Source organism: Candidatus Methylarchaceae archaeon HK02M2 (assembly GCA_024256165.1).
GTDB lineage: Archaea > Thermoproteota > Nitrososphaeria > Nitrososphaerales > JACAEJ01 > HK02M2.
The window spans coordinates 1-22,300 of record JAKLZG010000027.1 but is presented as its reverse complement, the minus strand read 5'-3'; the positions used below and the strand labels follow the sequence as shown (position 1 = coordinate 22,300).

Here is a 22,300-nt window from a genome sequence, read left to right as displayed (position 1 = left end):
AGTAGTGTAAAGTGAAAATATATGATTAATAAAAAAGTGCTATTAGATGAAGAAGAGATACCTAAGCAATGGTACTGTATCTTACCAGATCTGCCTAAACCATTACCTCCATTAATAGAACCGAAGAAGAGGTCACCTGGGCCTGGAATAGTTCCCTTAATATTTCCAAAGGAGATTATTGCCCAAGAAATGAGTAAGGAAAGATGGATAGATATCCCAGACGAAGTAAGGGACGTCTATCGTCTTTGGAGACCAACTCCACTCTTTAGAGCTATGGGTTTGGAAAAAACTTTAAAGACGCCTGCTAGGATTTATTATAAGTATGAAGGAGTAAGCCCCCCAGGAAGTCACAAACCTAATACTGCTATCGCACAAGCATATTACAATTTAAGGGAAGGAAAAGAACGTGTGTCTACGGAAACAGGAGCAGGGCAATGGGGTTCAGCTCTAGCTTTCGGCTGCCAATTTTTCAATCTTAGATGCACTGTATATATGGTTAGGGTTAGTTACGATCAAAAGCCTTATAGGAGAATTATGATGGAACTTTGGAATGCTGAGGTACATGCCAGCCCAAGCACTAAAACAGAATCCGGTAGAAAGATTTTAGAAGAAGACCCTGAGAGCTCTGGAAGTCTAGGTATCGCCATTAGTGAAGCTGTGGAGGATGCTCTTACCAATGAAGAAACCAACTATAGCATAGGTAGCGTCTTCAACCATGTCCTAACACATCAAACTGTTATAGGTCAAGAAGCTAAAAAACAACTTGAATTCGTCGGGGATTATCCAGATGTAATCTTTGGTTGTATAGGTGGAGGTAGTAGTTTCTCAGGTCTATTCTGGCCTTTCTACTACGATAAAGTCTCAGGAAAAGCTCCAAAGGAAACTGATTTTATAGCTATTGAAGCTACAGCTTGCCCTTCCATCACCAAAGGTGAATATATGTATGACCATGGGGACACGGCGAAGCTTACACCTTTAGTCAAGATGCATACATTGGGCCATGATTTCATACCTCCCCCTATCCATTCTGGAGGTCTGCGTTATCACGGGATTGCTCCTACTCTAAGTATCTTAAAACAAGAGAAGATGTTAAAGACACGAGCATATAATCAAATAGAGATCTTCAACGCCGCGAAGCTCTTTATCGAATCTGAAGGTACAATACCAGCTCCAGAACCATCTCATGCTATTAAGGGCGTCATCGATGAAGCCTTGAAATGTAAGGAAACAGGGGAAGAAAAAGTTATTCTCTTTTTACTTTGCGGTCACGGCCACTTTGATATGCAAGCCTTCGACGATTATCTTCAAGGTAAACTACAACCCTACGAGTATCCTGAAGAAGAAGTTCGTAAAGCTATGAATAAGTTAAGAAAGCTTTATCCATGGTTAGAAACCCTACCTTACTAACTGATTCCTTTCCATTTTTTACTCGGTTAAATACTAGTTTAAACGTAAAATTGGAAGGTTAATGGAAAACTCTTATTTGGTACTCTGAAAAATATGACACTTCTAGGATACCGTTTAAGTAAAATATAATTGATAACTTATCCATATAGTAGTTTTATTCAAGAGAATTAAAGGTCATAAGAGATATTATATCTTTCGTAAGGAGAAAAGGTATAAGAAAAAGCTATACTAAGGATTTCATTGGATTTGGTAAACAACCCTACCCAAAGTGAACTTTCATTTTCAAACCATGCCCAAAATAAGATTTTAAAAGTATTTGGGATAGAGTCTACAGCCCATACATTTTCATGTTCAGTAGTAAGTTCTAACGATAATGGTGATAATAGAGAGATTTTATCAGATATTAGAAGTATTTACACACCTCCCCCCAGCTCAGGAATTCATCCAAGAGAGGCTTCAAGGCATCATGTTGAAGTCGCACCAAAAATTGTTGAACAATCCTTAATCCAAGCTGGGACATCTATAGACAAAGTTGACGCAATAGCCTTTTCTGCTGGTCCAGGATTGGGGCCATGTTTAAGAGTTGGGGCCACAGTTGCTCGTTCTCTTGCTTTTTACTATAAGAAATCATTAATCCCCGTCAATCATGCGATAGGTCACATAGAACTAGCAAATATGCTTACAGGAGCTAAAGATCCTATCGTCTTACTAGTATCTGGTGGTCATACGCTTATTACAGCCTTTTCATTCGGCAGATGGAGAGTATTTGGCGAGACTCTTGATCTAACTATAGGACAACTTATAGATCAATTTGGGAGGGTGGCTGGATATAGCTCTCCATGTGGACAACAGATAGAGAATTTGGCTGAAAAGTCATCCAATTTTATTCCTTTACCATACACTGTGAAAGGAAACGATACTTCTTTCTCAGGTATTTTAACCTCTGTAAAAAAGTTGCTACACAATGGTAAAGATTTGGAGAGTTTGTGCTTCTCCCTTCAAGAGATAGCTTTTGCAATGCTGGCTGAAGTTACCGAAAGAGCTCTTGCCTTTACTGAAAAAAAAGAGGTTCTATTAACGGGGGGCGTGGCTGCGAATAAAAGGTTACAAGAGATGCTTATCGAGGTTAGCGAAAGACATGGTGCTGATTTCTTCGTAGTGCCAAAGAAATACAGTGGAGATTGTGGCGCCCAGATAGCATGGACCGGTCTCTTAGCACACTTAGTAGGTATTTCCGTAGGGGTTGAAAAAAGCTTCATAAAGCAATCTTGGAGGTTAGATCGAGTGGACATCAAATGGAGAGATTGATTAGAAAGGGAGCTGAAGCAGATATATACCTGGGAGAATGGTTTGGAAGAAAGGCAATCATTAAGATTAGAAAGTCAAAGCGATATAGGCAACCTGATCTAGATGCTGGATTGAGAAAAAAAAGAACGCTGCATGAAGCATCATTCTTAGTTGATGCAAGAAATTCCGGAGTTCCAACACCTTTGGTATACTTCATAGATCTAGATGAGGCAGAGATCGTCATGCAATGTATAATTGGAAAAAGACTTAAAGAGATAATCACTAATTGTAGGGGAAAATATAATGATATTCTTTATTTAAATGTTGGTAGAAGCATCGCTAAGCTTCACAAAGAAAATATAATACATGGTGACCTCACTACTTCTAACTTCATAGTCATGAAGAATAAAATTTTAGTCTTAATCGATTTTGGACTATCATTCTCCTCTCAAAGGCTTGAAGACAAGGCAGTAGATTTACATTTGATGAAGGAAGCTTTGACAAGTGCTCATAGCAAGGTTGCTGACGAAGTTTTTAACAAGATGTTAGAAGGTTATTCAGAAGTTGTTGGAACAAAGATTGTTAAAGACTTACTTAAAAAAGTGAGAGAAATTGGAAGAAGAGGCAGATATACTCGTGTCGAATAGTCGTAAATTGATATATTTTGCTACAAGTAATGAATACAAATTCAATGAAGCTAAAAATATCCTTGCAAATTATGAAATCGATTTGAAGATGGTTAAAGGTAAAATTAATGAAATTCAAGACGATAGTTTGAGAAGGATAGCTGTGTATGCTTTATCGAAGGCTTTAGATCAAGGTGAGCGTCCTACAATTATCGAAGATGCTGGACTTTTCGTGAAAATGTTAAATGGTTTTCCAGGACCTTACTCATCGTATGTCTACAGGATGTTGGGCGTAAATGGCATCCTTAGACTTATGAACCGCATGAAAAATAGAGATGCTGAGTTTAGGTCGGTAGTTGTTTTTGGCAATAAGCCAAGTATTATTAAGACTTTTCAAGGAGTAGTGAAAGGAAAAATCTCATTACAACCTAAAGGCAGATCAGGATTTGGTTTCGATCCGATATTCATACCAAAAGGCTCAAAAAAAACTTTTGGAGAGATGTCTCTAGAAGAAAAGAATTATCTTTCTCATAGGGCAAGGACATTCCATAAATTTGCTAAATGGTATATCAGTGTGTAGCTTCCAAAAATGGAAAGATAAAGTATTTATTTATTGCATTCTCAACTAAAAAGAGAACCTTGGCTCGAATACACTCGCCTAGCAGGGGAAAATCACAATCCGTGCGCCCGATTTCTAAGAGAACTCCTTCATGGTTGACATATAGCCCGGATGAGATCATAACTCAGATAGTCACAATGGCTAAGGACGGTCTGACTCCGAGCGAGATAGGAGTGAAGCTAAGAGACGAATATAACATACCTTTGGTCAAGCCTATATTGCAAAAATCGATATTGGAAGTTTTAGAAGAACATGATTTAGGACTGACTATTCCTGAGGAATTAGACAATCTTATAAAAAGAGCAAAGAAATTACAAGTTCACCTTAAGACACACAAAGGTGATAGAAAGAATGTTAGATCACTTGAGTTAATCGAAGCAAAGATTCATAGATTGGCAAAATATTATAAATCTAAAGGAAAGTTACAGGCTAAATGGAAATACTCGACAGTTGTGGCTCAATTAATGTAAATTGAGAGATAAAGTAATGGAAAAAATCGAAGGGTTATACGATAAGGCTAAAAGTATCGGAAATAGAATTCTACAAGAGATAAGAGAAAGAAAGAATATAATTATTGTAGGTCATTTTGATGCAGATGGTATAACTTCTGCAAGTATAATAGCTAATACGATACAAAGAAAAGATGGACGTTTTATAACGAGGATAACCAATAGTTTAAGACCTAAAACACTCCAAGATTTGAAGGAAGGAGACTACGACTTCTATATATTTTGTGAGTTGGGGGCAGGAATGGCGATGGAGATGAATGAAGTTCTAGGCGATAAATGGATAAACATAGACCATCATCAGATTAGCGATGATGAAAAAAAACTTGATAATGTCATCAATTCATGGCAATTTGACATAGATGGAACAAAAGAAATAAGCGCGGCTGGTATGAGTTACGTAGTATCTTTACAAATGGATGAAAAAAACACAGATTTATCATGGTTAGCTGTAATCGGTGCTCTTGGTGATAGGCAGGATCAAGGAGAGGGAAGGTCCATGCTTGGATTGAATAAAAATATTGTAAAGGACGCTATTGAAAGTGGATATCTCAAAGTTATAAGGGATATTATGGTTTATGGCAGAGAGACAAGGCCTGTACATGAAGCCGTAGCTTCGACGATAGCGCCCTTTTTATCAGGACTAACAGGGAATAGGGATACTTGTTTAGCAGCTCTCACATCGTCAGGCATAAATCTTAGAGATGGTGTAAAATGGAGGACGATAGCTGAATTATCAGAGGAGGAAAAAAAGAAAGTCATTGAGGCTATCATACCGTATATTGTACAAACACCTACTGCTACAGAAAAAGTGAAAGAGTTGATAGGAGATGTCTACATTTTAGAGATGGAGGAAAAAGATACACCTCTTAGAGATTGTAGAGAATTTGCCACATTGTTGAACGCTTGTGGAAGGATGAGGAAAGGAGGGGTAGGAATCTCGATTTGCCTTAGAGATAGGTATCTTGGTTTACAGGAAGGAGAGAAAGTTCTGGCAGAATATAGATCTACACTTGGCAAATACGTCCAAAATATCATAAGCGATAATAGCAGAGTAGTTGAGGGGGAATGGTCGTTCATGATTATAGGTGATGGTTTTATAGATGAGAATATTTTAGGCTCATTGGCCTCAATTTTAAGCGATATAAAGAAGTTTAGAGGAAAACCACTTTTAGTCAGAACAACTACAGAAGATAACGAAATTAGTTTTTCTGCTAGGTTAACTCAAGGTTGTAACCCAATTTTGAATTTGGGGTCGATAATGGCAGAGGCCAAAAAATTTGGTGGTGAAGGAGGCGGGCATAATATAGCAGCAGGATCAAGAGTTCCTCAGCAAAAACTAGATGAATTCTTAAAAGTTATAGAAGATAAGCTTAGGCAGTTAAATGAAAATTAAGGTTAAAATATCGATTGATTTAAAGGAAAGTATTGTAGCAAAGACAATTTATAGTTCTCTCAAACCTGACAATACAAATATACCTGAAGGTTTGGATATAGAAATGAAAGTTAGGGGAAAACACGTGATAATTATTTTCTTCTCAACTAAAAGATTGGAAACATTGATCTCGGCAATAGATGATCTTTTAGCATGTTGTCAAGCGTCAATAAATACTCTACTAGAGCTTTTAGTATTCGAATAAGATGAAAATAATTATCATAATAGAAAAAGTGATCAAAAGACACTATAAGAACGAATAATCCAACTACTATTAGTTATATAACGATAATTACTAATAGATCTTTTTCAAGTTTATAATTGGTGGCTATTATGCTTGATATTAAGTTTATTCGCGAAAATCAGGTTATGATCAAGGAAATGCTAAATATGAGGGCCATGAATGTACCTTTAGACCGTCTAATCGATTATGATACAAAGAGAAGAAAGATCATAACTAATACTCAAAAGTTAAAGCATGAGAGAAATCTGGTATCTGAGAAGATTGCGAAGATGAAAAAAGAGAACAAAGATGTGCAGAAAGATATTGAAGAGATGAAGAAAATTTCGGATAAGATCGCAAATGCTGATGTAAAAATTAGGGAGCTAGGAGAAAAAATGCAGGATGTATTGATGGTTATTCCGAATATACCAGATAAAACAGTTCCATATGGTAAGGATGAGAGCGATAATGTTGAGATAAGAAGATGGGGTGAATTTCCGAATTTCAAATTTCGACCAAAAGATCATATCGACCTTGGACTCAAATTGGACTTAATAGATATAGAAAGGGCAGCAAAGGTCGCCGGTTCAAGGTTCTACTACTTAAAAGGGAACTTAGTCTTACTGAACTTTGCCCTAATTAAATTTGGCTTGGATTTTATGAGAAAAAAAGGCTTTACGATTGTTCAGACCCCATATATGCTTCGCAGAGATGTTGTAGCTGGTTGTGTAGCTCTATCAGATTTCAAGGATGCCATTTATAAGGTAGAAGGAGAGAATCTCTATCTATTAGCTACATCTGAACATTCCATAGCCGGTCTACATAAAGATGAGATTCTTGGAGGAAAGATTCTTCCTCTAAAATATGCTGGCATAAGCCCTTGTTATAGAAAGGAGGCTGGAGCACATGGGAGAGACACAAAGGGAATCTTTCGAGTGCACCAATTTGAAAAGGTAGAGCAATTTACATTTTGTAAACCTAATGATTCATGGGAGATTCATGAACTACTATTAAGAAATGCTGAAGAAATACTTCAACTACTTAATATACCATATAGGGTAATGAACGTCTGTATAGGAGATCTTGGAACAGTCGCTGCAAAGAAATTCGATTTAGAGGCATGGTTACCAGGTCAAAGAAAATATAGAGAAGTGGTAAGTTGTTCCAACTGCTTAGAATATCAAGCTAGGAGGCTAAATATAAGGTATAGAGAAAGACCTAACCAAAAGCCATTATTCGTTCACACGTTAAATAGCACTGCTATAGCAACTGAAAGGACATTGATAGCTATAATGGAAAACTATCAAGAAAAGGATTGTTCTATCAGGATACCAAAAATTCTTAAACCTTATATGAATGGACTAGACGTAATTGCAAAGAGTTAATAACCAATAATTTTTAGAAAGTTTTTGTGGAATAATTGCTATTTCAACATTGTTAAGCTTTCTACTAATGGAAGATCTGCTATTTCATGTATGGCTTTTACTGGCATCTTTCCATCTATTACGAGAGTTAGACTAGGCTCAGGAGCTAAATCAGGATCTTCAGCAAGAGCTTGTCTAACTACCAAACCGTATTTTGCTAATATAGCTGTTACACTAGCAATAACACCTGGTTTATGTGGATCTGATCTTACGATTAAAACACTATATCCTAGAATTTCCGATACCTCGACTAAACTAGCTCCAACAGACTTTATTCTCATGAATATTCCGCGTAACTCTGGATTGGCTAGAATCTGTTTCGCGGCACTCTTCACAACTCTTCTATCAACACCAACTGATCTAGCAATTGCTGTATCATCGATCTCTATATCATCTATATACAATTTACCTCTTCCATCTATTCTTATACCTACCTCTACCATCTTTTTAACAACATTTAACCTACTTTTCTGCCTTTTAAACTGAGTTTGAATTCTCTTCCACAATCTAGATAAAGGATGTACAACAATGCATTTAAAAGTACCTCTTTTTATGAAATTTTTAACTATAACTCTTAATAAATGATACTCAATCTTTTTGTCTTTGACATGATTGTTTAAAGAAGTTGACAATTATTTACAAATCTTCCTAATGTAAATAAATTTTTTAAGATGGGAATTCTAAATAGGATAAAAAGCTGGTTTAATATAGTAGAAAGTGCACCTCCCATGACACCTATTAATGAGGTAAGCCCCGAAAAAGTAACAATAGAGACTGGAGATCAAAATTCTAAAGCAGATGATCTCATAGAAGCTATAAAAGTTGCTTATGAGGCGCCCAGTTCTACAGAGTCTTTATCTACAAAATCTGAAACAGCTCAATTCCATGACAGTTCACCAAAACCTCAACAAAAGAAGAGAAATTCACGTAAATCAAAAAAGTCAGTTTCCAGATCTAAAAAGAAAGTAAAAGAAGTAATCTTAAAGACTTAACCTATTGATAGCCTCCCTCCAAAACTTTGCATAATAATGGAAGATAACATTGAAGTTATCTTCCATTTCAGATAGTAGTGATCAAATCCTAATCTTTTTGAATTCGCAAAATATATCAAGAACAGATTTAGACCAAATTTCATAATCTTCTTTTTCAGGATAATTTTCGTAGAGTTTTTTGACTTTATTCATATATCTAGCTGTTTCAGCTAAATTTCTAAGAATGCTTGGTCTCTTCATTCCCCTAATCATTCTTCTAGCTTTTTCCGTTATTGATAAATCACCATTCCCATAACTAAGCCTTTCCAAGTCAGAGTTAGTGATCAGCCTATTTTCTATACCGAACTCAAGGTCCTCATTATCTAACTCTTGTAAAAAGATTTTAAAGATCTCTAAACTAGCAGCTTTCATTCCATAAGCGTCAACAAACTCTTTATTGACTTTCCATAATATTTTGCTTGGATCATCATCACTCAAACTTTCTATGGCAATTCTCCCAGCTATACTTCCAGCTATCATTGACTGTCCAATACCGCCTCCATGTATTGGATTTGCAGTAAAACCAGAGTCACCTGCAAATATTGTTCCATATACTACTAGAGAATGAAGAGGTCTTCGAGTAGGTACAACTCCACCGCCTCCTGTGAGGATCTTCGAATCCTTAAGAATAGGAAGATTTGCTAAATGATCTTTGAAGATATGCTTTGGATCGTTTCCACATCCACCTTTAACCCCTATACCTATATTTACGAGATTATCACCTTGAGGGAAGAACCACCAATATCCTTGAGGGGCAATATTCGCATCTAAATAGATTTTAGCACAATTTTGATCTTCTATGTTGACTTTTAACTCTCTGACTTCCCTATAGCATACTGCAAAATCTTCCCAAGGCGGTTCTTTGACGATTCCATGCATTTCAGGTAAAGTTCTTCTTAAAACTCCAGTCCAGCCACTTGCATCTATAACTGTTCTACCCAAGAACGATAGACTTACTCCCTGTTTTTTATTTAATACTTTCACGCCAATAGCCTTTTCTTTATCCAAAATGGGTGAAATTACTTTTGTATTAGATTTCATTTCTACACCTTTATCTAAAGCTTGATTTAAGAGCCAACGACCAAACTCGTATCTATTTAAAGCATAACCATCCCCTTCAACTTCATATCCATGCCTTCCAGAGGGAGAATAGACAAAGATGGCATCCATCCTACCTTTTATAACATTACTTGGAGGATTCTTTAATTTCACAGTTTTGAAGTGATGTTTACCTATAGCATCCCCGCAGACTTTCTCACCTATCTCTTTGAAATCTTTACAGTCCAGCATCAATACTTTCGAACTTTGCTCAGCAGCAGCTATACCAGCCATACATCCAGCAGTTCCAGCACCTACTATTATGAGATCGTATTTCAGCAAACTTCACACCTGATTTACATTAAATATAGTATTATAAATCAGGGGTGCTCTATTAGTTTATAAATAATTAGAGAAAAAATGATGATTAAAATTGAAATAAAAAATTGAGGAGGGTTTAATCATACTCCTCAGGCATTCCACCTGGCATCCCACCAGGTGGCCTCGATGGCTCTCTCATTTTACTGGCTGCTATTACATCATCGATTCTGAGTATCATACATGCAGCTTCTGTAGCTGACTTTATTATCTGCTCCTTGACGACCACTGGCTCATAGACACCTGCCTCATATGTATCGATAATTCCTCCGTCCTTGATTCCGATACCAGCCCATATTTGACCTTGACCGTGTTTTGACCTTAACTCTACCAATGTGTCTATTAGGTCAAGTCCAGCATTTTCAGCCAATGTTAAAGGAATGACTTCGATAGATTCTGCAAATTTTTGAACCGCTAGTTGTTCTCTCCCAGTAAGTGTATGTGACCACTCTTGTAATTCATGAGCTATCTGGGCTTCTGGTGCTCCACCACCCGCAACTATAGCAGGTTTCTGCATAACATCTCTTGTTACGCAAATAGCATCATGCATCGACCTTTCCGCCTCATCGACTATTCTTTGAGTCCCTCCTCGAATCAGAATCGTTACAGCCTTAGGATTCTTACATCCTTCTATGAATACCCACTTATCCTCCTCGATCTTCCTTTCTTCAACCAGTTCAGCAAATCCCAAGTCACTTTCAGACATGTCTTCAAGGGTTGTTATTACTCTGCCTCCAGTAGCTTTTGCCAATTTATCCATATCGCTCTGCTTTACTCTTCTAACCGCCATCATGTTAGTTTTTGCAAGATAGTGCTGTGCGACATCATCGATACCCTTTTGACAGACAACGATATTGGCGCCAACATCAGAAATCTTGTCTACCATATCCTTCAACATGCGGTTCTCCTCATCAAGGAACATCTTTATCTGTTCAGGGTTGTTAATATTGATCTTAGCATCGAACTCTGTCTTCTCTACCTCAAGAGGAGCATTAATGAGGACTATCTTTGCATCTTTGATCTTCTTAGGCATTCCAGCATGAACTACTTCTTTGTCGATTACTACGCCTTTTATTAGAGAGGTTTCACCTAAAGAGGTGCCAGGTTTTTTCTCTACTTTAACATCGTCTATATCGACTTTGTATGTATCGTTTACCTTTCAGACACTTGAAGAAGGGCGTCGACTATAATTTCAGCCAATATTCCACTTTCCGATGATACCATCTTGGTTTCCATGCTTGTTTTAGCTATACGGGCCAACCATTCTTTATCGTCAGGGGGTATCTTCATTGCTATTTTCTCAAGTACCTTTAATGCTTGCTCGGCTGCACTTCTATAACCCTGAACGATAGTTGTCGGATGAACTTCCTTCTCAATTAGTTCGAGAGCTCTCTCTAAAAGACCTCCCGCAAGGACTACTGAAGAGGTTGTTCCGTCTCCAACTTCGTTGTCCGTAGTCTTTGCGATTTCAACCATCATCTTTGCAGATGGATGTTGGATATCGATCTCCTTCAGAATTGTTGCTCCATCGCTGGTAATTGTTACGTCACCTAGACCGTCTACGAGCATCTTGTCCATCCCACGAGGCCCTAAAGAGGACCTTACGACCTCCGCGACCAGTTTAGCTGCTGTTATGTTATTTTTCTGGGCATCTTTACCCTTTGTTTGCGCAGTACCCTCTCTCAGGATTAGGATCGGCTGTCCAGATTGAGTGATTGCAGGAATAGCTTGTGCACACATTTTTTTTTGTTCACCTATAACTTTGTATATGAATGAAATTTTTCTATCTTTTATATTTTACTCTTATAGTAAAATCATATTAAAGCCTTCGTTATTGTAACATCTTTAATCAGCATCGCAGGAGCAAGAGTTGGGATAGATACTTCCCACCATTCAACCCACTTTCTTTCATTAGATATGCCAAGGATACTAGTAAGCTGTCTTGGAATGCTATCACTTATTCTAAGCCCTGCGACCGGGTGTTTTATCTTACCATATTCTATCAAGAATGCTGCATCTCTAGGAATCGTCGAGTACTCTCCAGTCCTGATATTCTGAAATCTTGTATACCAATTATTCGTTACTAAAATACCTCTATTTACTTCTTTTATTAGATCATCTACACTCATCTTCCCAGGGTCCACAACAAGGTTCCAAGGATGAGGTTCTATTATTCCAGCATTGCCAGTAGGAGACTTACCAAATTTTCTAGCTGTAGTGCTATTGTGGAGGTAACCCTTCAATACACCTTTCTCGATAATTATATTCTCATGAGTTGGTAAGCCCTCATCATCAAAAATCCTTCCACCAAAACCTCCTTCGATCACACCATAGTCTCTTAGAGTAAATTCATCAACACCCACCTTCTGACCAACTTTATCGGCCAAGAAAGAGAGCCCAGCATCTACAATAAAAGCTGATGAAAAAGAGCCAGTATGCTGAACTATATCTGCTGTTACAGTAGGCATTGTAACAAGGTCATATATTCCCTCTTCCCAAGGGTGGGGATCGATCGAACTTTTTGCATAATCTCCTGCTGTACTTCCTGCTTCAGAAGGTTTAAAGTCGGTGAGCTTTGCGGCACATGATAGACCGTGACCACTCGTTTCTTCTTCAGTAAAAGCCCTTACATTAAGTAGTATCTTTGTGGTTTTATCTTCACCAGTAACATTACCTGATGTTAAGATATTGAGCTCTTCTTCTGATGCCATCAAAGAACCTGAAACTCTAGTCGCGCCTGCATCGATCCCTGCATCTACTGCTTCCTTAGCAAATTCTATCAATTTTATTTCATCTTCAACTATTTTTTTATCATACATCCTATGTGATGAATATTCGAATTCTCCTCTTGGTAATGGTGTATACTCAGGACTTGGTGAGATCAGCTCACATGCTTTTATCAGATCTGAGGTAAATTTTTTTAAACCTACCACACTAGGATTGGATGTAGCACCTATCATCCTCTTTTTATCCTTTGCAACATAAAGGAAGAGCTCCAAGTTCTTTATATTCTTGGTAACAGTAATTGAGTTATTACTGAACCTGATCTGGTTTTCAATCGTTTGGGCACATATGGCAGATACATCTGTTGCACCAAGCTTCAATGCTTCTTTAAGTGCTAAATCGGTCAATTCGACTTTCTGTATATCATCTCACCCCTATCTTTATCGCCCTCAGCCTCATGTCAGGTCCTCCAGTCCATACGGGAGCGTCCTGCATAGGATCGCCTTTACCGCATGTCCCAGCTACAAATTCAACTTCTTTGCCCCTAGCATCTACACTACTCCAAAGCTTAGGGGTTGTTATCTCTAAAACTGGATTTCTTACCATACCTTTTATATCTCCTTTTTCAATCATATAAGCCTCGAGACCTACGTATCTTTGATTGAAACGCTTGTCATCGATATTCCATTCCATGAAGGATTTGATGTAGACGCCAAGTTTGATATCTTCTAAGAGTTCTTCTAAAGAATAGTCTCCAGGCTCAACAAAGGTATTTGCCATCCTTATGATGGGTTCTCTATCATAGCTTGAAGACCTTGATGCACCATTGCTTGGTATATTGAATACATACGCTGTGGATCTGTCATGTAAAAATTCATAGATAACTCCAGCATCGATTAGCTTTCTTTTTCTTGCAGTGACACCTTCATCATCGTATAAGTAATAACCACTAGAGTGCGGGATATCAGGATCATCGCTCACATAAGCTTCCTCGCTCCCTATCTTCAGCCCAATATCATCAGACTTCAGATAAGATTCGCCAGCTTGTGCAGCTTCTCTGCCCAATATTCTATCAGCTTCCTCAGGATGACCTGCTGATTCATGAGCAATTATACCACTGACATTGGGGCCCAGAACTACATCAATAATCTCCTTTGGAGGCTTCTGATCATTCTTTACAACAAGAGCAAGATTATCAGCCTCTTTCTGGATATATTGGAAAATCTTAAGTCGATCTACTACTTCCCATCCTCCACTCTCACCAAGTTGTGAATAGCCTGAGGGTATCGTTATAGTGGCTGTTTTACCTTCGTATAAAGTTGTTATGAAGCTATAAAAGCCTAATCTAGGTACCCTGCTTCTTATCTTCGCCCCATCACTGTTCATGTATATTTTTTCTTCAAGATGAGTTGTCGCGACCAATAACCTGTTCGGAAAGTCGACGCCAGCCCTACCATTCTTTATCTGATAATCCGCTTCCCTCAAAAGATCGAAAAGATCTTTTAAACCAATATTCTCAATATTTTTCTTCTCTTCTGCTCTCCAATTAGCACAGATAGCCTTCTCTTCGCTTAAATGAATCTTATACTTTAAAAGAATAGATGATGCTTTTGCTCTTTTAACAGCCTTCTCTACAATTACTTTTAGATTTTCTTTTGATAAATCATTTGTACCTGAAAAGGCTAAAGAGCCAGAACAGATTACTCTCATACCTATCCCATAAGCATCACTGATTGTAGCTGGTTCTGGAATTCCATTTCGTAAGAGACAGTTTATCCTTTTTATCTTATGCAACTTAGCTTCAGCATAGTCTGCACCAAGTTTTTGTGCGAGATCGACTGATAAAGTTATCAGATCTTCATCCAAAAGACACACGTTTTAACTACAAGAGAAGACTATGAGAAAAACTTTACTTGTTATAGCGTGATAAGATCGATTATTATATCATGAATATTATATCTTATCGAATTGAATGCTTTTGAAAATTGTGAATAATAAGGGGGTCTACACTCTTATAATCCATATTGTTAAGAATATCGATGTTAGGGTCGGTAGCATAGGTTTTATCGAATTTAGTAGAGGATTTTACACATATACAGGGTCTGCATTGGGTTCTGGCTCAACAGGATTGATGGGGAGGATTCAAAGACATTTGAAAAAAGAAAAAAAGTGCTTCTGGCATATAGATTACCTTTTAAAAAGTAAATATGCATCAGTAAGAGCTGTAATCTATGCAAGCACTGAGAGAAGGTTTGAATGTGAGATCGTGAGAGAAATGGTTAACTCGTTGAACGTAGAACCCCTGAGAATGTTCGGGTCTGGTGATTGTAGGAAGAGATGTAAAAGCCATCTTCATTATTTTATAGATAATAATCTAATCATTGAAGATATCATCGGTGTTTATCATAATTTGAGTCTGATGCCGAAATTATTCACGCTGGCATTAAATAATCACTTCGATTAGTTAATTCCCATTTTTTTTGGGACATTAAAGAGTTTTTCCCATCATGTAAGCATCTTCTCCATCTCGATAATATCCTCTAATCGTAGAAATTATCTTAAAGCCTAACTTTTTATAAAGTCTTACAGCAGATAAATTGGAGACTCTTACTTCAAGATAGATTTCTGAACAGCCTCTATCTTTTAATGCTTGCAAAGCTTCTTGGACAAGGTTAAGTCCCAAGCCTTTTCTACGATGTTGTTCAAGCATTGCAAGTGAGATTATATGTCCCTTTCTAGCTATTCTAAACTTTTGAATAGCAGATAAGCCATATTCGACCCTACACATTATATATCCCACTATCTTTCCATCTTTTTCAACGACAAGAAAAGCTTCAGGTAATTCTCTTAAGGTTACCTCAAAGAAGTAGTCTGAATAATGCTCAGGTAAGCTAGACAGGTTTATTTTAGCGACCTGACTCAGGTCCTCATTTTTACACTGTCTGAGGGTGTATTCACCTATCTTTTTTAGAGATGCCTTTTGCAACTCTATCACAAATATGAGTATTTTAAGTAAGTTTTAAACATAGCGGGGAATAAGAATTAATATATCGATTAGCTCATTCCAGAACTTATAGTAATTAATAGAAGGACCAGAACCTACCAACCAATGAATGCAACCATCAATAGTGTAACCCTTTCTTCTCCATCCTGTACATATACCACTTGGTTTAGTGTGAAGCTCGAAAAATTAGGTATCATAACCTTTCATTTGTACTCTTTTTTTAGGGCTAAAATCTGGCATATAAGCGTCATAATATAACAAGTTTAATATTATTTCTAAGATCCTTATTTAAAAATGATGATATTTTTAAGGTCCAAGATTCTAATATAATCTGATTCTTAATGTCAGAGAGTTATGGGAATGCGTTAAATGATTATGAAACGATAGTCAATATTGTCAATTCCCATTTTACTATCAAGGACCGTTACCTTCGGAACAATGATGTTATAGAATTTAGTATCGACTCTACGGAGTATTTAAAACAGAATTTTAGAAAAGTTGCGAAAGAACTTAAGTCGAAAGGTTTCATTGCTTTCCTAAGGAGGACGAACGGTGACATAATTCTAACTGTAGGAAAGATGGCTGTAGTCACTCATTTTAGTAGAAGAAAACCTTTACTTCTTTTTCTGATCGTCATCGGGGTTGTTCTAATCGATGGCTGGTTACGTTCAACAGATTTCATAAGCAGATTTGAATTAAATTTTGACCCAATATTCTTTACTATAGTTTATACGCTTTCCATAATGGGTATTATTGGAGTTCATGAGTTAGGTCACATGATAGCATCATCTACCCATGGTATCAAATCATCGCTACCATATTTTATTCCAGGTTTTCCAGGTGTTCTACCGACTTTTGGTGCATTGATTACTGCTGGTGAGCCTCCATTAAATCGAGATGCACTCTTTGATCTAGGATTATCTGGTCCAATTGCTGGCCTTATTGTAACTTTAATAGTAACGGTCCCTGGAGCCCTAACTTCCATACTTTTACCCTCTTCAGAGGTTACTCAAATGATGGATTTAGGAGGAATGTTCATAACTAGTCCAAGCTTGCTCATGCTAGGGATTTTTGAATTGACAGGAATGGTACAAGAGGGTATGATAATTTATCTTTCTCCACTAGGTTTTGCAGCATGGCTCGGATTTATAATCACCTTTCTCAACATGTTACCTGCTTGGCAGCTTGATGGTGGACACATAGCGAGAGGTGTTTTAGGAAGAGAGAAACATAGGATAGCGACTTACTTGAGCATACTTCTCCTGTTCTTGTTGGGTTATTGGTTGATGGCTCTTCTAGTATTATTTTTATCTATGGGAAGGATCGAGATGCGTCCACTAGATGATGTAACATCGATATCGAACGGAAGGAAATATCTTTTCATATTCATAATAATTCTTGCCGTACTTTTAATACCAATACCTTTCTGATTTCCTTCTAACAATCATCAGGAATTTTAACTTGGGATTGTTGGAAGGATATTTAAAGCATCTGAAATCAATAATATTTTTGTTCTCCTACCAAGTTCTTGAAGTATATGATTTAATATATCACTAGCCTTCTTTGAAGTACGTAGACCAAGTTTCTCAGTATAATAATAAGGAAGTGAAGAAGCCAACATCATATTATGCTTTTGCAGATTGTTTTTAAGATACATCAGATCTTCTAGACCTTCTACATAATCTCTACGTTTGATAAATTCATCTACGTTCAACCTATCAGTAACGAAAAGTTTGAGGGCTTCTGATCCTAGACCCTCTGAACATTCTGCAAAAAGAATCAACATCCCTTTTTTATCTAGCCCTCCTATTACATTCCAAAGTGATCTTATGGACGATGATAAAGTCAAGCTCTTTAAAGGATCGCCGAGACCGACAAGCATTACACGTGCTGGTTGCTTTAAAACCCTTTTTGCGGATTCATAAAGCTTTGAGGATGCCTTCGAATGGGTATCCGTTATATCGCCTAGAAAGAGTTCCGATACATCACCGCTTCTATTCATAACCTCAATTGAGGTAGATACATGAAGACCCGCCTCCTCGACTAACTTTGAAGCGAATAAAGCTGATTTCGTATCCAAACCAGGTTTGGGGTGGTTATCAAGACGTCTTTTAAACGCCTCTGCCATAAATCCAGAGTCTGTAGCTTTAATAATGGATACCGGCCCTCCTCCAAAGCCGAATAAAGGGTCAAAACCGACTTCTGATATCATTATCATTTTATTTCTAAAGAATGGTGTTGGTACCCTGACTTTGTAACCATCAACAATACCTACCTCTTTATCAGCCTCTCCAATCGGGATAATATCTATCGGCCTATCCTTAAAGGCCCTTTTGACATTATACAGACTATCTTTATGTACAGATACTGTAAAATCGTTCTGGGATTTACCTTTTTCTATCTGCAAATCTAAGAGAGAAGTTAAGACTTTGAGTGTCGCATTTGTTATATCTGCTAGAAGGATTATAGATTTACCTTCTGTCTCAACGCTATCTAATCTTTCATATAGAATTTCATCATCGAGCTTTGGGACATCTGGATTCAAAACTTCTGCTAAATTTTCAGCCTTTATGTCGACGGCTACCTCGACTTCGCCATAAGGTATCCAAATTTCTGGCAAGATTGTAGAGTGTTAAGTAGTGCTTGATATTAAGCATTTCAGGATTGATACTGGGTATTGATTTGCACTAGAGTTGAGTCACCGAATTCCTGACACTTTTAAAAAATGTTTATTTTTCAAAAACATGATATATCATAATGCATGCAAAAAACCTTCAAATCCATAGCAGAGCTGTGTGAAAAACTAGAGGCAACTGATAAGCGACTTCGAATGATTAGCTTAGTTGCAGACTTCTTAAAAGAGTTGAAAGTAGAAGAGGTTGAGCCTGCTGTATCTATGATCTTGGGAAGGTATCTACCAAGATGGAGCCAACAAAACCTTGATGTAAGTTGGGTAACCCTTCGTCACATAATAAAGCGAATAACAAAAGCTGATGATAGAGTACTTATAGATGTATTCGGCAAGACGGGGGATATAGGCTCAGCCACAAAGATAATATTTGAAAGTAGCAAAGTTGGTAGGCAATCAACACTTTTTGAAAAAAAGTTGACAATAATCGAGGTTAGAAAAAGTATAGAAAGCATAGCGAAAACCACTGGTCCTGGCTCTAGAGAAAAGAAGGAACGTCTCATTGAAGTTATGTTCAGTCAAGCTTCACCTGTTGAAGCCAAATATTTAGTAAAAATCTTTATCGGCGAAATGCGGATCGGCTTTTCTGAGGGATTGATGGAACAAGCGGTTTCCAAAGCTTTTGAGATCCCACTAGAAATGGTACAAAAAGGATTTATGATCACAGGAGACATAGGAGAAGTATCTGTTATAGCAAAAAGGCAAGGTAAAAAAGGATTATCGAAGATCGAGTTTAAAGTTTTCAGACCTGTTAGGCTCATGTTGGCTCAGATGGCTAATGATATCCCCGAAGTATTAAGAGAGCATGGCAAAACAGCCTTCGAATACAAGTTAGATGGTGTCAGAGTTCAGATCCACAAACTTGGTGAAGAGGTAAAGATCTTTAGTAGAAGATTAAAGGATGTAACGGAAAGTTTTCCTGAGATCGTAAATAAGGTTCAGAAAAATGTAAGAGCGAAAGAAGTAATTTTTGAGGGTGAAATCATAGCCGTCAACAGTCTAGGCCATCCAATTCCTTTCCAGCATCTTATGAGGAGATTTAAAAGGGTTCGTGCAATAGAGGATATGATCAAAAAAATTCCAGTTAAACTGTACTTGTTTGATATTTTATATCTTGATGGAGAAAGCCTGATTACAGATCCATATACAAGGAGGAGACGAATTTTAGCTGAAAATTTTGGAGAAATATCTTTAACAGATCAACTCATTAGCAACAACTTGGAAGAAAGTGTACAATTCTTAAAAAAGGCTACAGATTCAGGACATGAGGGTCTCGTAGCAAAAAAATTGGACAGCCAATATGTACCAGGAACTCGTGGAAAACTTTGGCTAAAGATAAAACCCGTTCTCGAACCCTTGGACTTGGTTATAGTTGCGGCAGAATATGGATACGGCCGAAGACATAGATGGCTCTCAGACTATTATCTGGCTGCTCTGGATCCTGAAACGGAAGAATTTTTAATGGTTGGGAAGACCTTCAAGGGATTGTCGGATATGGAAATCATTGAAATGACAGAGAGACTTAAAGAAATTACGATAAAAGTAGAGGATAGAAGGGTGGTCGTAATTCCAAAAATCGTTGTCCAGGTCCTATATAATGAGATACAGCAAAGTTCAAAATATAGATCTGGCATGGCATTACGTTTTGCAAGAATAGACTTCATAAGAGAAGACAAAACTCCAGAAGAAGCTGATACTATACAAAAAGTCAGAAAAATCTTTGAAAAACAGTTTATAAAAAAAGGCAGATATAAAATAGATCGGTTATTAAATTAAAATTACAATTAAAAAAAGAAGGTGGTTAGTAGCTTTAAATGCTACTTTCATGTAACTTCTTTCGACATCTTTTTAGCCATACTGTAAACCACAGGAACCAGCATTATTGCTAAAGCTATAGCAAAAGCCCATGAAATATTAGCGATAACATTTGTTACTCCTTCAAATGTCGCAAAGATCGCTCCAGCGCCGATAATAAGGAAAACGCTGTATAGTACAAACTTTGCGTATCCTGCGACCGACCTAAATTCCATATGATCGTCTGTGATAGACTTGATAAGACCGTCGGTCAAAGATATCCCGACACCAATTATGACAAAACCAAGTATCAAAGGATACACTAAGCTGCCTGCAAGTAGCATAAGATCAAGTGCTATGAGAAGTATAACCGCTATCAAACCTATTTGAAGAAGATTTGTTAGCATATCGGCTATTTCGGATTTCGCTTCTGGTATGAGAGGTTTCAACATCGAGCCCACAAGAGTTGCAAGGAAATCGACTAAAACAAAGCCCAGGACTATCAGCACAATTCCTCCTAAAAGTCGAGGCAAGTAAGATGCTACAAGAACCAGATACTCGCCCAATGTACCCCCAATATTCAGGATTTGTATTGCGAGGATAAGAGAGAGAACGACGATGAAAGCCTTAACAACCCCTCCAACAAAACTTGAAAGATCCAATCCAGCAGTTCTAAATGCTTTTCCAGTACTACTTTTATCGAAGCTTTGTTCTATGCCCAATTTTTCGATAAGTGCATTCACAGCCCTTCCGACTGCTGCTCCAGCAATGTATCCGATTATTATTACGATGATAGCTGCTATAATTAATGGTAGATAGGCAACAATATCTGCAAGTAATTGACTTAATGTTTCCACGATTAGTGCTTCCATTCAGTACACCTTTATGAAATATTTCATAACTTTCTTATAAAAATATGGATTTTATAGTCATTACATAGTAATACACAGCCATACTCATGAATTTCAATGATGCGTTCCATTAAATTTAATTAAATATAATTAAATATAATTAAACTAAATTAAAAGAGATCTTTTCTTATTTGAAACTCTTCTGGCTATTAATGCAGCAAAAGCGCCAGCACCAACACCATTATCGATATTGACAACAGACAATCCTAAAGAGCATGATTGTAACATAGCCATTAGGGCACTTACTCCTTTTTCCCCATATCCAAAGCTCAAAGAAGTTGGAACGCCGATAACAGGGACATCTACGAGGCTTGAAACCAGAGATGGTAATGCACCTTCCATACCTGCAACCACTACTAGGGCATCTACCTCTTTTTTCAACATTTCTTTTAAAGGTCCGAATAGTCTATGAATTCCAGCCACACCCACGTCGTAAGCAGTGAATACCTCACAACCGATTTCTTCAGCGATCACCTTTGCCTCCTCTGCTACATTGATATCAGATGTTCCAGCAGTTATGATCCCGATCTTTCCTCCAGACCTCTCTAATTTAATGCCTTTTTTTCTCATTACAATCATTTTTGATCTTTGATATACAGTTAGATCTATGTCAGATGTAATTATCTTATTTATTGCTTTAATAGAATCATCATCTGCACGACTGATTATCGCTCTACCTTTTTTATTCGTTAAATGAAGGGCAATTCTTGCAGTTTCTTCAGGCAATTTTCCTGTAGCCAATATGATCTCAGGGATTCCTCTCCTTAATTCTCGACTGATGTCTACCTTTGCAATATTACTTATCTCTTCTATAGCAGATAATTTCAACATCGTTTCTGCTTCATCTATCGATATTTCTCCTTTAGCAAGCTTCTCGAGAATTTTTCTCATTATGATCATCATGAAATATCGGCATTATTTTATTCTTTACTCGAAAAAGATCTTAGCAAAACTTAACTGATCGGTTACTTATTAAAATAGAAATGGTCCAAGATCGGGTACTCATTATCGACTGTCAAGTTGCGGGTATTTCTGGAGATATGTTTCTAGGTGCCTTGATCGATCTAGGAGTTGATGTCGATGAAGTAAAAGGAATGATGAAATTGGCAGGAGGATACATGAAAGGGGTCAAGAGTCTAGATGTAGAAGTAAAAGAGGTAAAAAGAAGGGGTTTCAAAGCGAAAAGGGTCGAAGTAAGAGCTAT

General features: G+C 37.3%; 21 protein-coding genes and 1 pseudogene. 13 read left to right on the top strand and 9 right to left on the bottom strand.

Translation table 11 applies throughout. The features are described 5' to 3' along the window. Nucleotides 1-21: 21 nt before the first annotated feature. The 8 genes from L6N96_02365 (at nt 22) to serS (ending at nt 7,488) form a co-directional block, all read left to right on the top strand. Nucleotides 22-1,407 carry a TrpB-like pyridoxal phosphate-dependent enzyme gene (locus tag L6N96_02365; GenBank protein ID MCP8323008.1) on the top strand — a complete coding sequence of 462 codons (1,386 nt, stop codon included), beginning with the start codon at nt 22-24 and terminating at the stop codon, nt 1,405-1,407. 240 nt (nt 1,408-1,647) lie between these two features. Next, nucleotides 1,648-2,715 carry a N(6)-L-threonylcarbamoyladenine synthase Kae1 gene (gene kae1, locus L6N96_02360; GenBank protein ID MCP8323007.1) on the top strand — a complete coding sequence of 356 codons (1,068 nt, stop codon included), beginning with the start codon at nt 1,648-1,650 and terminating at the stop codon, nt 2,713-2,715. Beyond that, on the top strand, nt 2,712-3,341 hold the full coding sequence (locus tag L6N96_02355; GenBank protein ID MCP8323006.1) for a Kae1-associated serine/threonine protein kinase: 630 nt from the start codon (nt 2,712-2,714) through the stop codon (nt 3,339-3,341). Before kae1 ends, L6N96_02355 begins: the two co-directional genes overlap by 4 nt. Beyond that, nucleotides 3,307-3,900, top strand: a complete 594-nt coding sequence (locus L6N96_02350) for an XTP/dITP diphosphatase (GenBank protein MCP8323005.1) — start codon at nt 3,307-3,309, stop codon at nt 3,898-3,900. Before L6N96_02355 ends, L6N96_02350 begins: the two co-directional genes overlap by 35 nt. Beyond that, the gene (locus tag L6N96_02345) at nt 3,882-4,409 is read left to right on the top strand and encodes a 30S ribosomal protein S15 (GenBank protein ID MCP8323004.1); all 528 of its coding nucleotides are present in this window, start codon (nt 3,882-3,884) and stop codon (nt 4,407-4,409) included. Before L6N96_02350 ends, L6N96_02345 begins: the two co-directional genes overlap by 19 nt. A gap of 16 nt (nt 4,410-4,425) precedes the next feature. Beyond that, nucleotides 4,426-5,841: a DHH family phosphoesterase gene (locus tag L6N96_02340; protein ID MCP8323003.1), complete on the top strand. Its 1,416-nt coding sequence runs from the start codon at nt 4,426-4,428 to the stop codon at nt 5,839-5,841. Next, nucleotides 5,831-6,085 carry a hypothetical protein gene (locus tag L6N96_02335; GenBank protein MCP8323002.1) on the top strand — a complete coding sequence of 85 codons (255 nt, stop codon included), beginning with the start codon at nt 5,831-5,833 and terminating at the stop codon, nt 6,083-6,085. The genes L6N96_02340 and L6N96_02335 overlap by 11 nt, the downstream gene beginning before the upstream one ends. Nucleotides 6,086-6,213: 128 nt before the next feature. After that, nucleotides 6,214-7,488, top strand: coding sequence for a serine--tRNA ligase (gene serS, locus L6N96_02330; GenBank protein MCP8323001.1), 1,275 nt, complete (start codon nt 6,214-6,216; stop codon nt 7,486-7,488). Between the two features lie 38 nt (nt 7,489-7,526). On the opposite strand, the gene L6N96_02325 is transcribed toward serS, so the two are convergent. Beyond that, complete coding sequence (locus tag L6N96_02325; GenBank protein ID MCP8323000.1) at nt 7,527-8,159, bottom strand: hypothetical protein; 633 nt, start codon at nt 8,157-8,159, stop codon at nt 7,527-7,529. A 39-nt stretch (nt 8,160-8,198) separates the two neighbouring features. Between L6N96_02325 and L6N96_02320 the strand changes: the two genes are divergently transcribed. Next, on the top strand, nt 8,199-8,519 hold the full coding sequence (locus tag L6N96_02320; protein MCP8322999.1) for a hypothetical protein: 321 nt from the start codon (nt 8,199-8,201) through the stop codon (nt 8,517-8,519). Nucleotides 8,520-8,600: 81 nt separating this feature from the next. Here L6N96_02320 and L6N96_02315 read toward each other — a convergent pair whose 3' ends face one another. The 4 genes and pseudogenes from L6N96_02315 to L6N96_02300 form a co-directional block, all read right to left on the bottom strand. Beyond that, nucleotides 8,601-9,938, bottom strand: a complete 1,338-nt coding sequence (locus L6N96_02315) for an NAD(P)/FAD-dependent oxidoreductase (protein MCP8322998.1) — start codon at nt 9,936-9,938, stop codon at nt 8,601-8,603. 115 nt (nt 9,939-10,053) lie between these two features. Continuing rightward, a pseudogene (locus L6N96_02310) lies at nt 10,054-11,543 on the bottom strand (thermosome subunit). Nucleotides 11,544-11,788: 245 nt separating this feature from the next. Continuing rightward, nucleotides 11,789-13,105, bottom strand: a complete 1,317-nt coding sequence (locus L6N96_02305) for a TldD/PmbA family protein (protein ID MCP8322997.1) — start codon at nt 13,103-13,105, stop codon at nt 11,789-11,791. Nucleotides 13,106-13,121: 16 nt separating this feature from the next. Further along, nucleotides 13,122-14,564 carry a TldD/PmbA family protein gene (locus tag L6N96_02300; protein MCP8322996.1) on the bottom strand — a complete coding sequence of 481 codons (1,443 nt, stop codon included), beginning with the start codon at nt 14,562-14,564 and terminating at the stop codon, nt 13,122-13,124. Between the two features lie 121 nt (nt 14,565-14,685). On the opposite strand from L6N96_02300, the gene L6N96_02295 reads away from it, so the two are divergent. Continuing rightward, nucleotides 14,686-15,162, top strand: a complete 477-nt coding sequence (locus tag L6N96_02295; GenBank protein MCP8322995.1) for a GIY-YIG nuclease family protein — start codon at nt 14,686-14,688, stop codon at nt 15,160-15,162. A gap of 24 nt (nt 15,163-15,186) precedes the next feature. Here the strand turns inward: L6N96_02295 and rimI are convergent, their stop codons facing one another. Next, nucleotides 15,187-15,684, bottom strand: a complete 498-nt coding sequence (rimI, locus tag L6N96_02290; GenBank protein ID MCP8322994.1) for a ribosomal protein S18-alanine N-acetyltransferase — start codon at nt 15,682-15,684, stop codon at nt 15,187-15,189. Between the two features lie 359 nt (nt 15,685-16,043). Between rimI and L6N96_02285 the strand changes: the two genes are divergently transcribed. Next, nucleotides 16,044-17,132 (top strand): site-2 protease family protein, encoded by a 1,089-nt coding sequence (locus L6N96_02285; protein MCP8322993.1) that lies wholly within the window; start codon nt 16,044-16,046, stop codon nt 17,130-17,132. A gap of 26 nt (nt 17,133-17,158) precedes the next feature. Here the strand turns inward: L6N96_02285 and L6N96_02280 are convergent, their stop codons facing one another. Continuing rightward, nucleotides 17,159-18,322: a hypothetical protein gene (locus L6N96_02280; GenBank protein ID MCP8322992.1), complete on the bottom strand. Its 1,164-nt coding sequence runs from the start codon at nt 18,320-18,322 to the stop codon at nt 17,159-17,161. 141 nt (nt 18,323-18,463) lie between these two features. Between L6N96_02280 and L6N96_02275 the strand changes: the two genes are divergently transcribed. Then, nucleotides 18,464-20,167 (top strand): ATP-dependent DNA ligase, encoded by a 1,704-nt coding sequence (locus tag L6N96_02275; GenBank protein ID MCP8322991.1) that lies wholly within the window; start codon nt 18,464-18,466, stop codon nt 20,165-20,167. A gap of 47 nt (nt 20,168-20,214) precedes the next feature. Here L6N96_02275 and L6N96_02270 read toward each other — a convergent pair whose 3' ends face one another. Beyond that, nucleotides 20,215-21,057: a hypothetical protein gene (locus L6N96_02270; protein ID MCP8322990.1), complete on the bottom strand. Its 843-nt coding sequence runs from the start codon at nt 21,055-21,057 to the stop codon at nt 20,215-20,217. A gap of 144 nt (nt 21,058-21,201) precedes the next feature. Continuing rightward, complete coding sequence (gene larB / locus L6N96_02265) at nt 21,202-21,987, bottom strand: nickel pincer cofactor biosynthesis protein LarB (GenBank protein MCP8322989.1); 786 nt, start codon at nt 21,985-21,987, stop codon at nt 21,202-21,204. A gap of 92 nt (nt 21,988-22,079) precedes the next feature. Here larB and L6N96_02260 point away from each other — a divergent pair. After that, nucleotides 22,080-22,300 (top strand): LarC family nickel insertion protein (locus L6N96_02260; protein ID MCP8322988.1); only part of this gene is annotated, 221 nt, incomplete at its 3' end.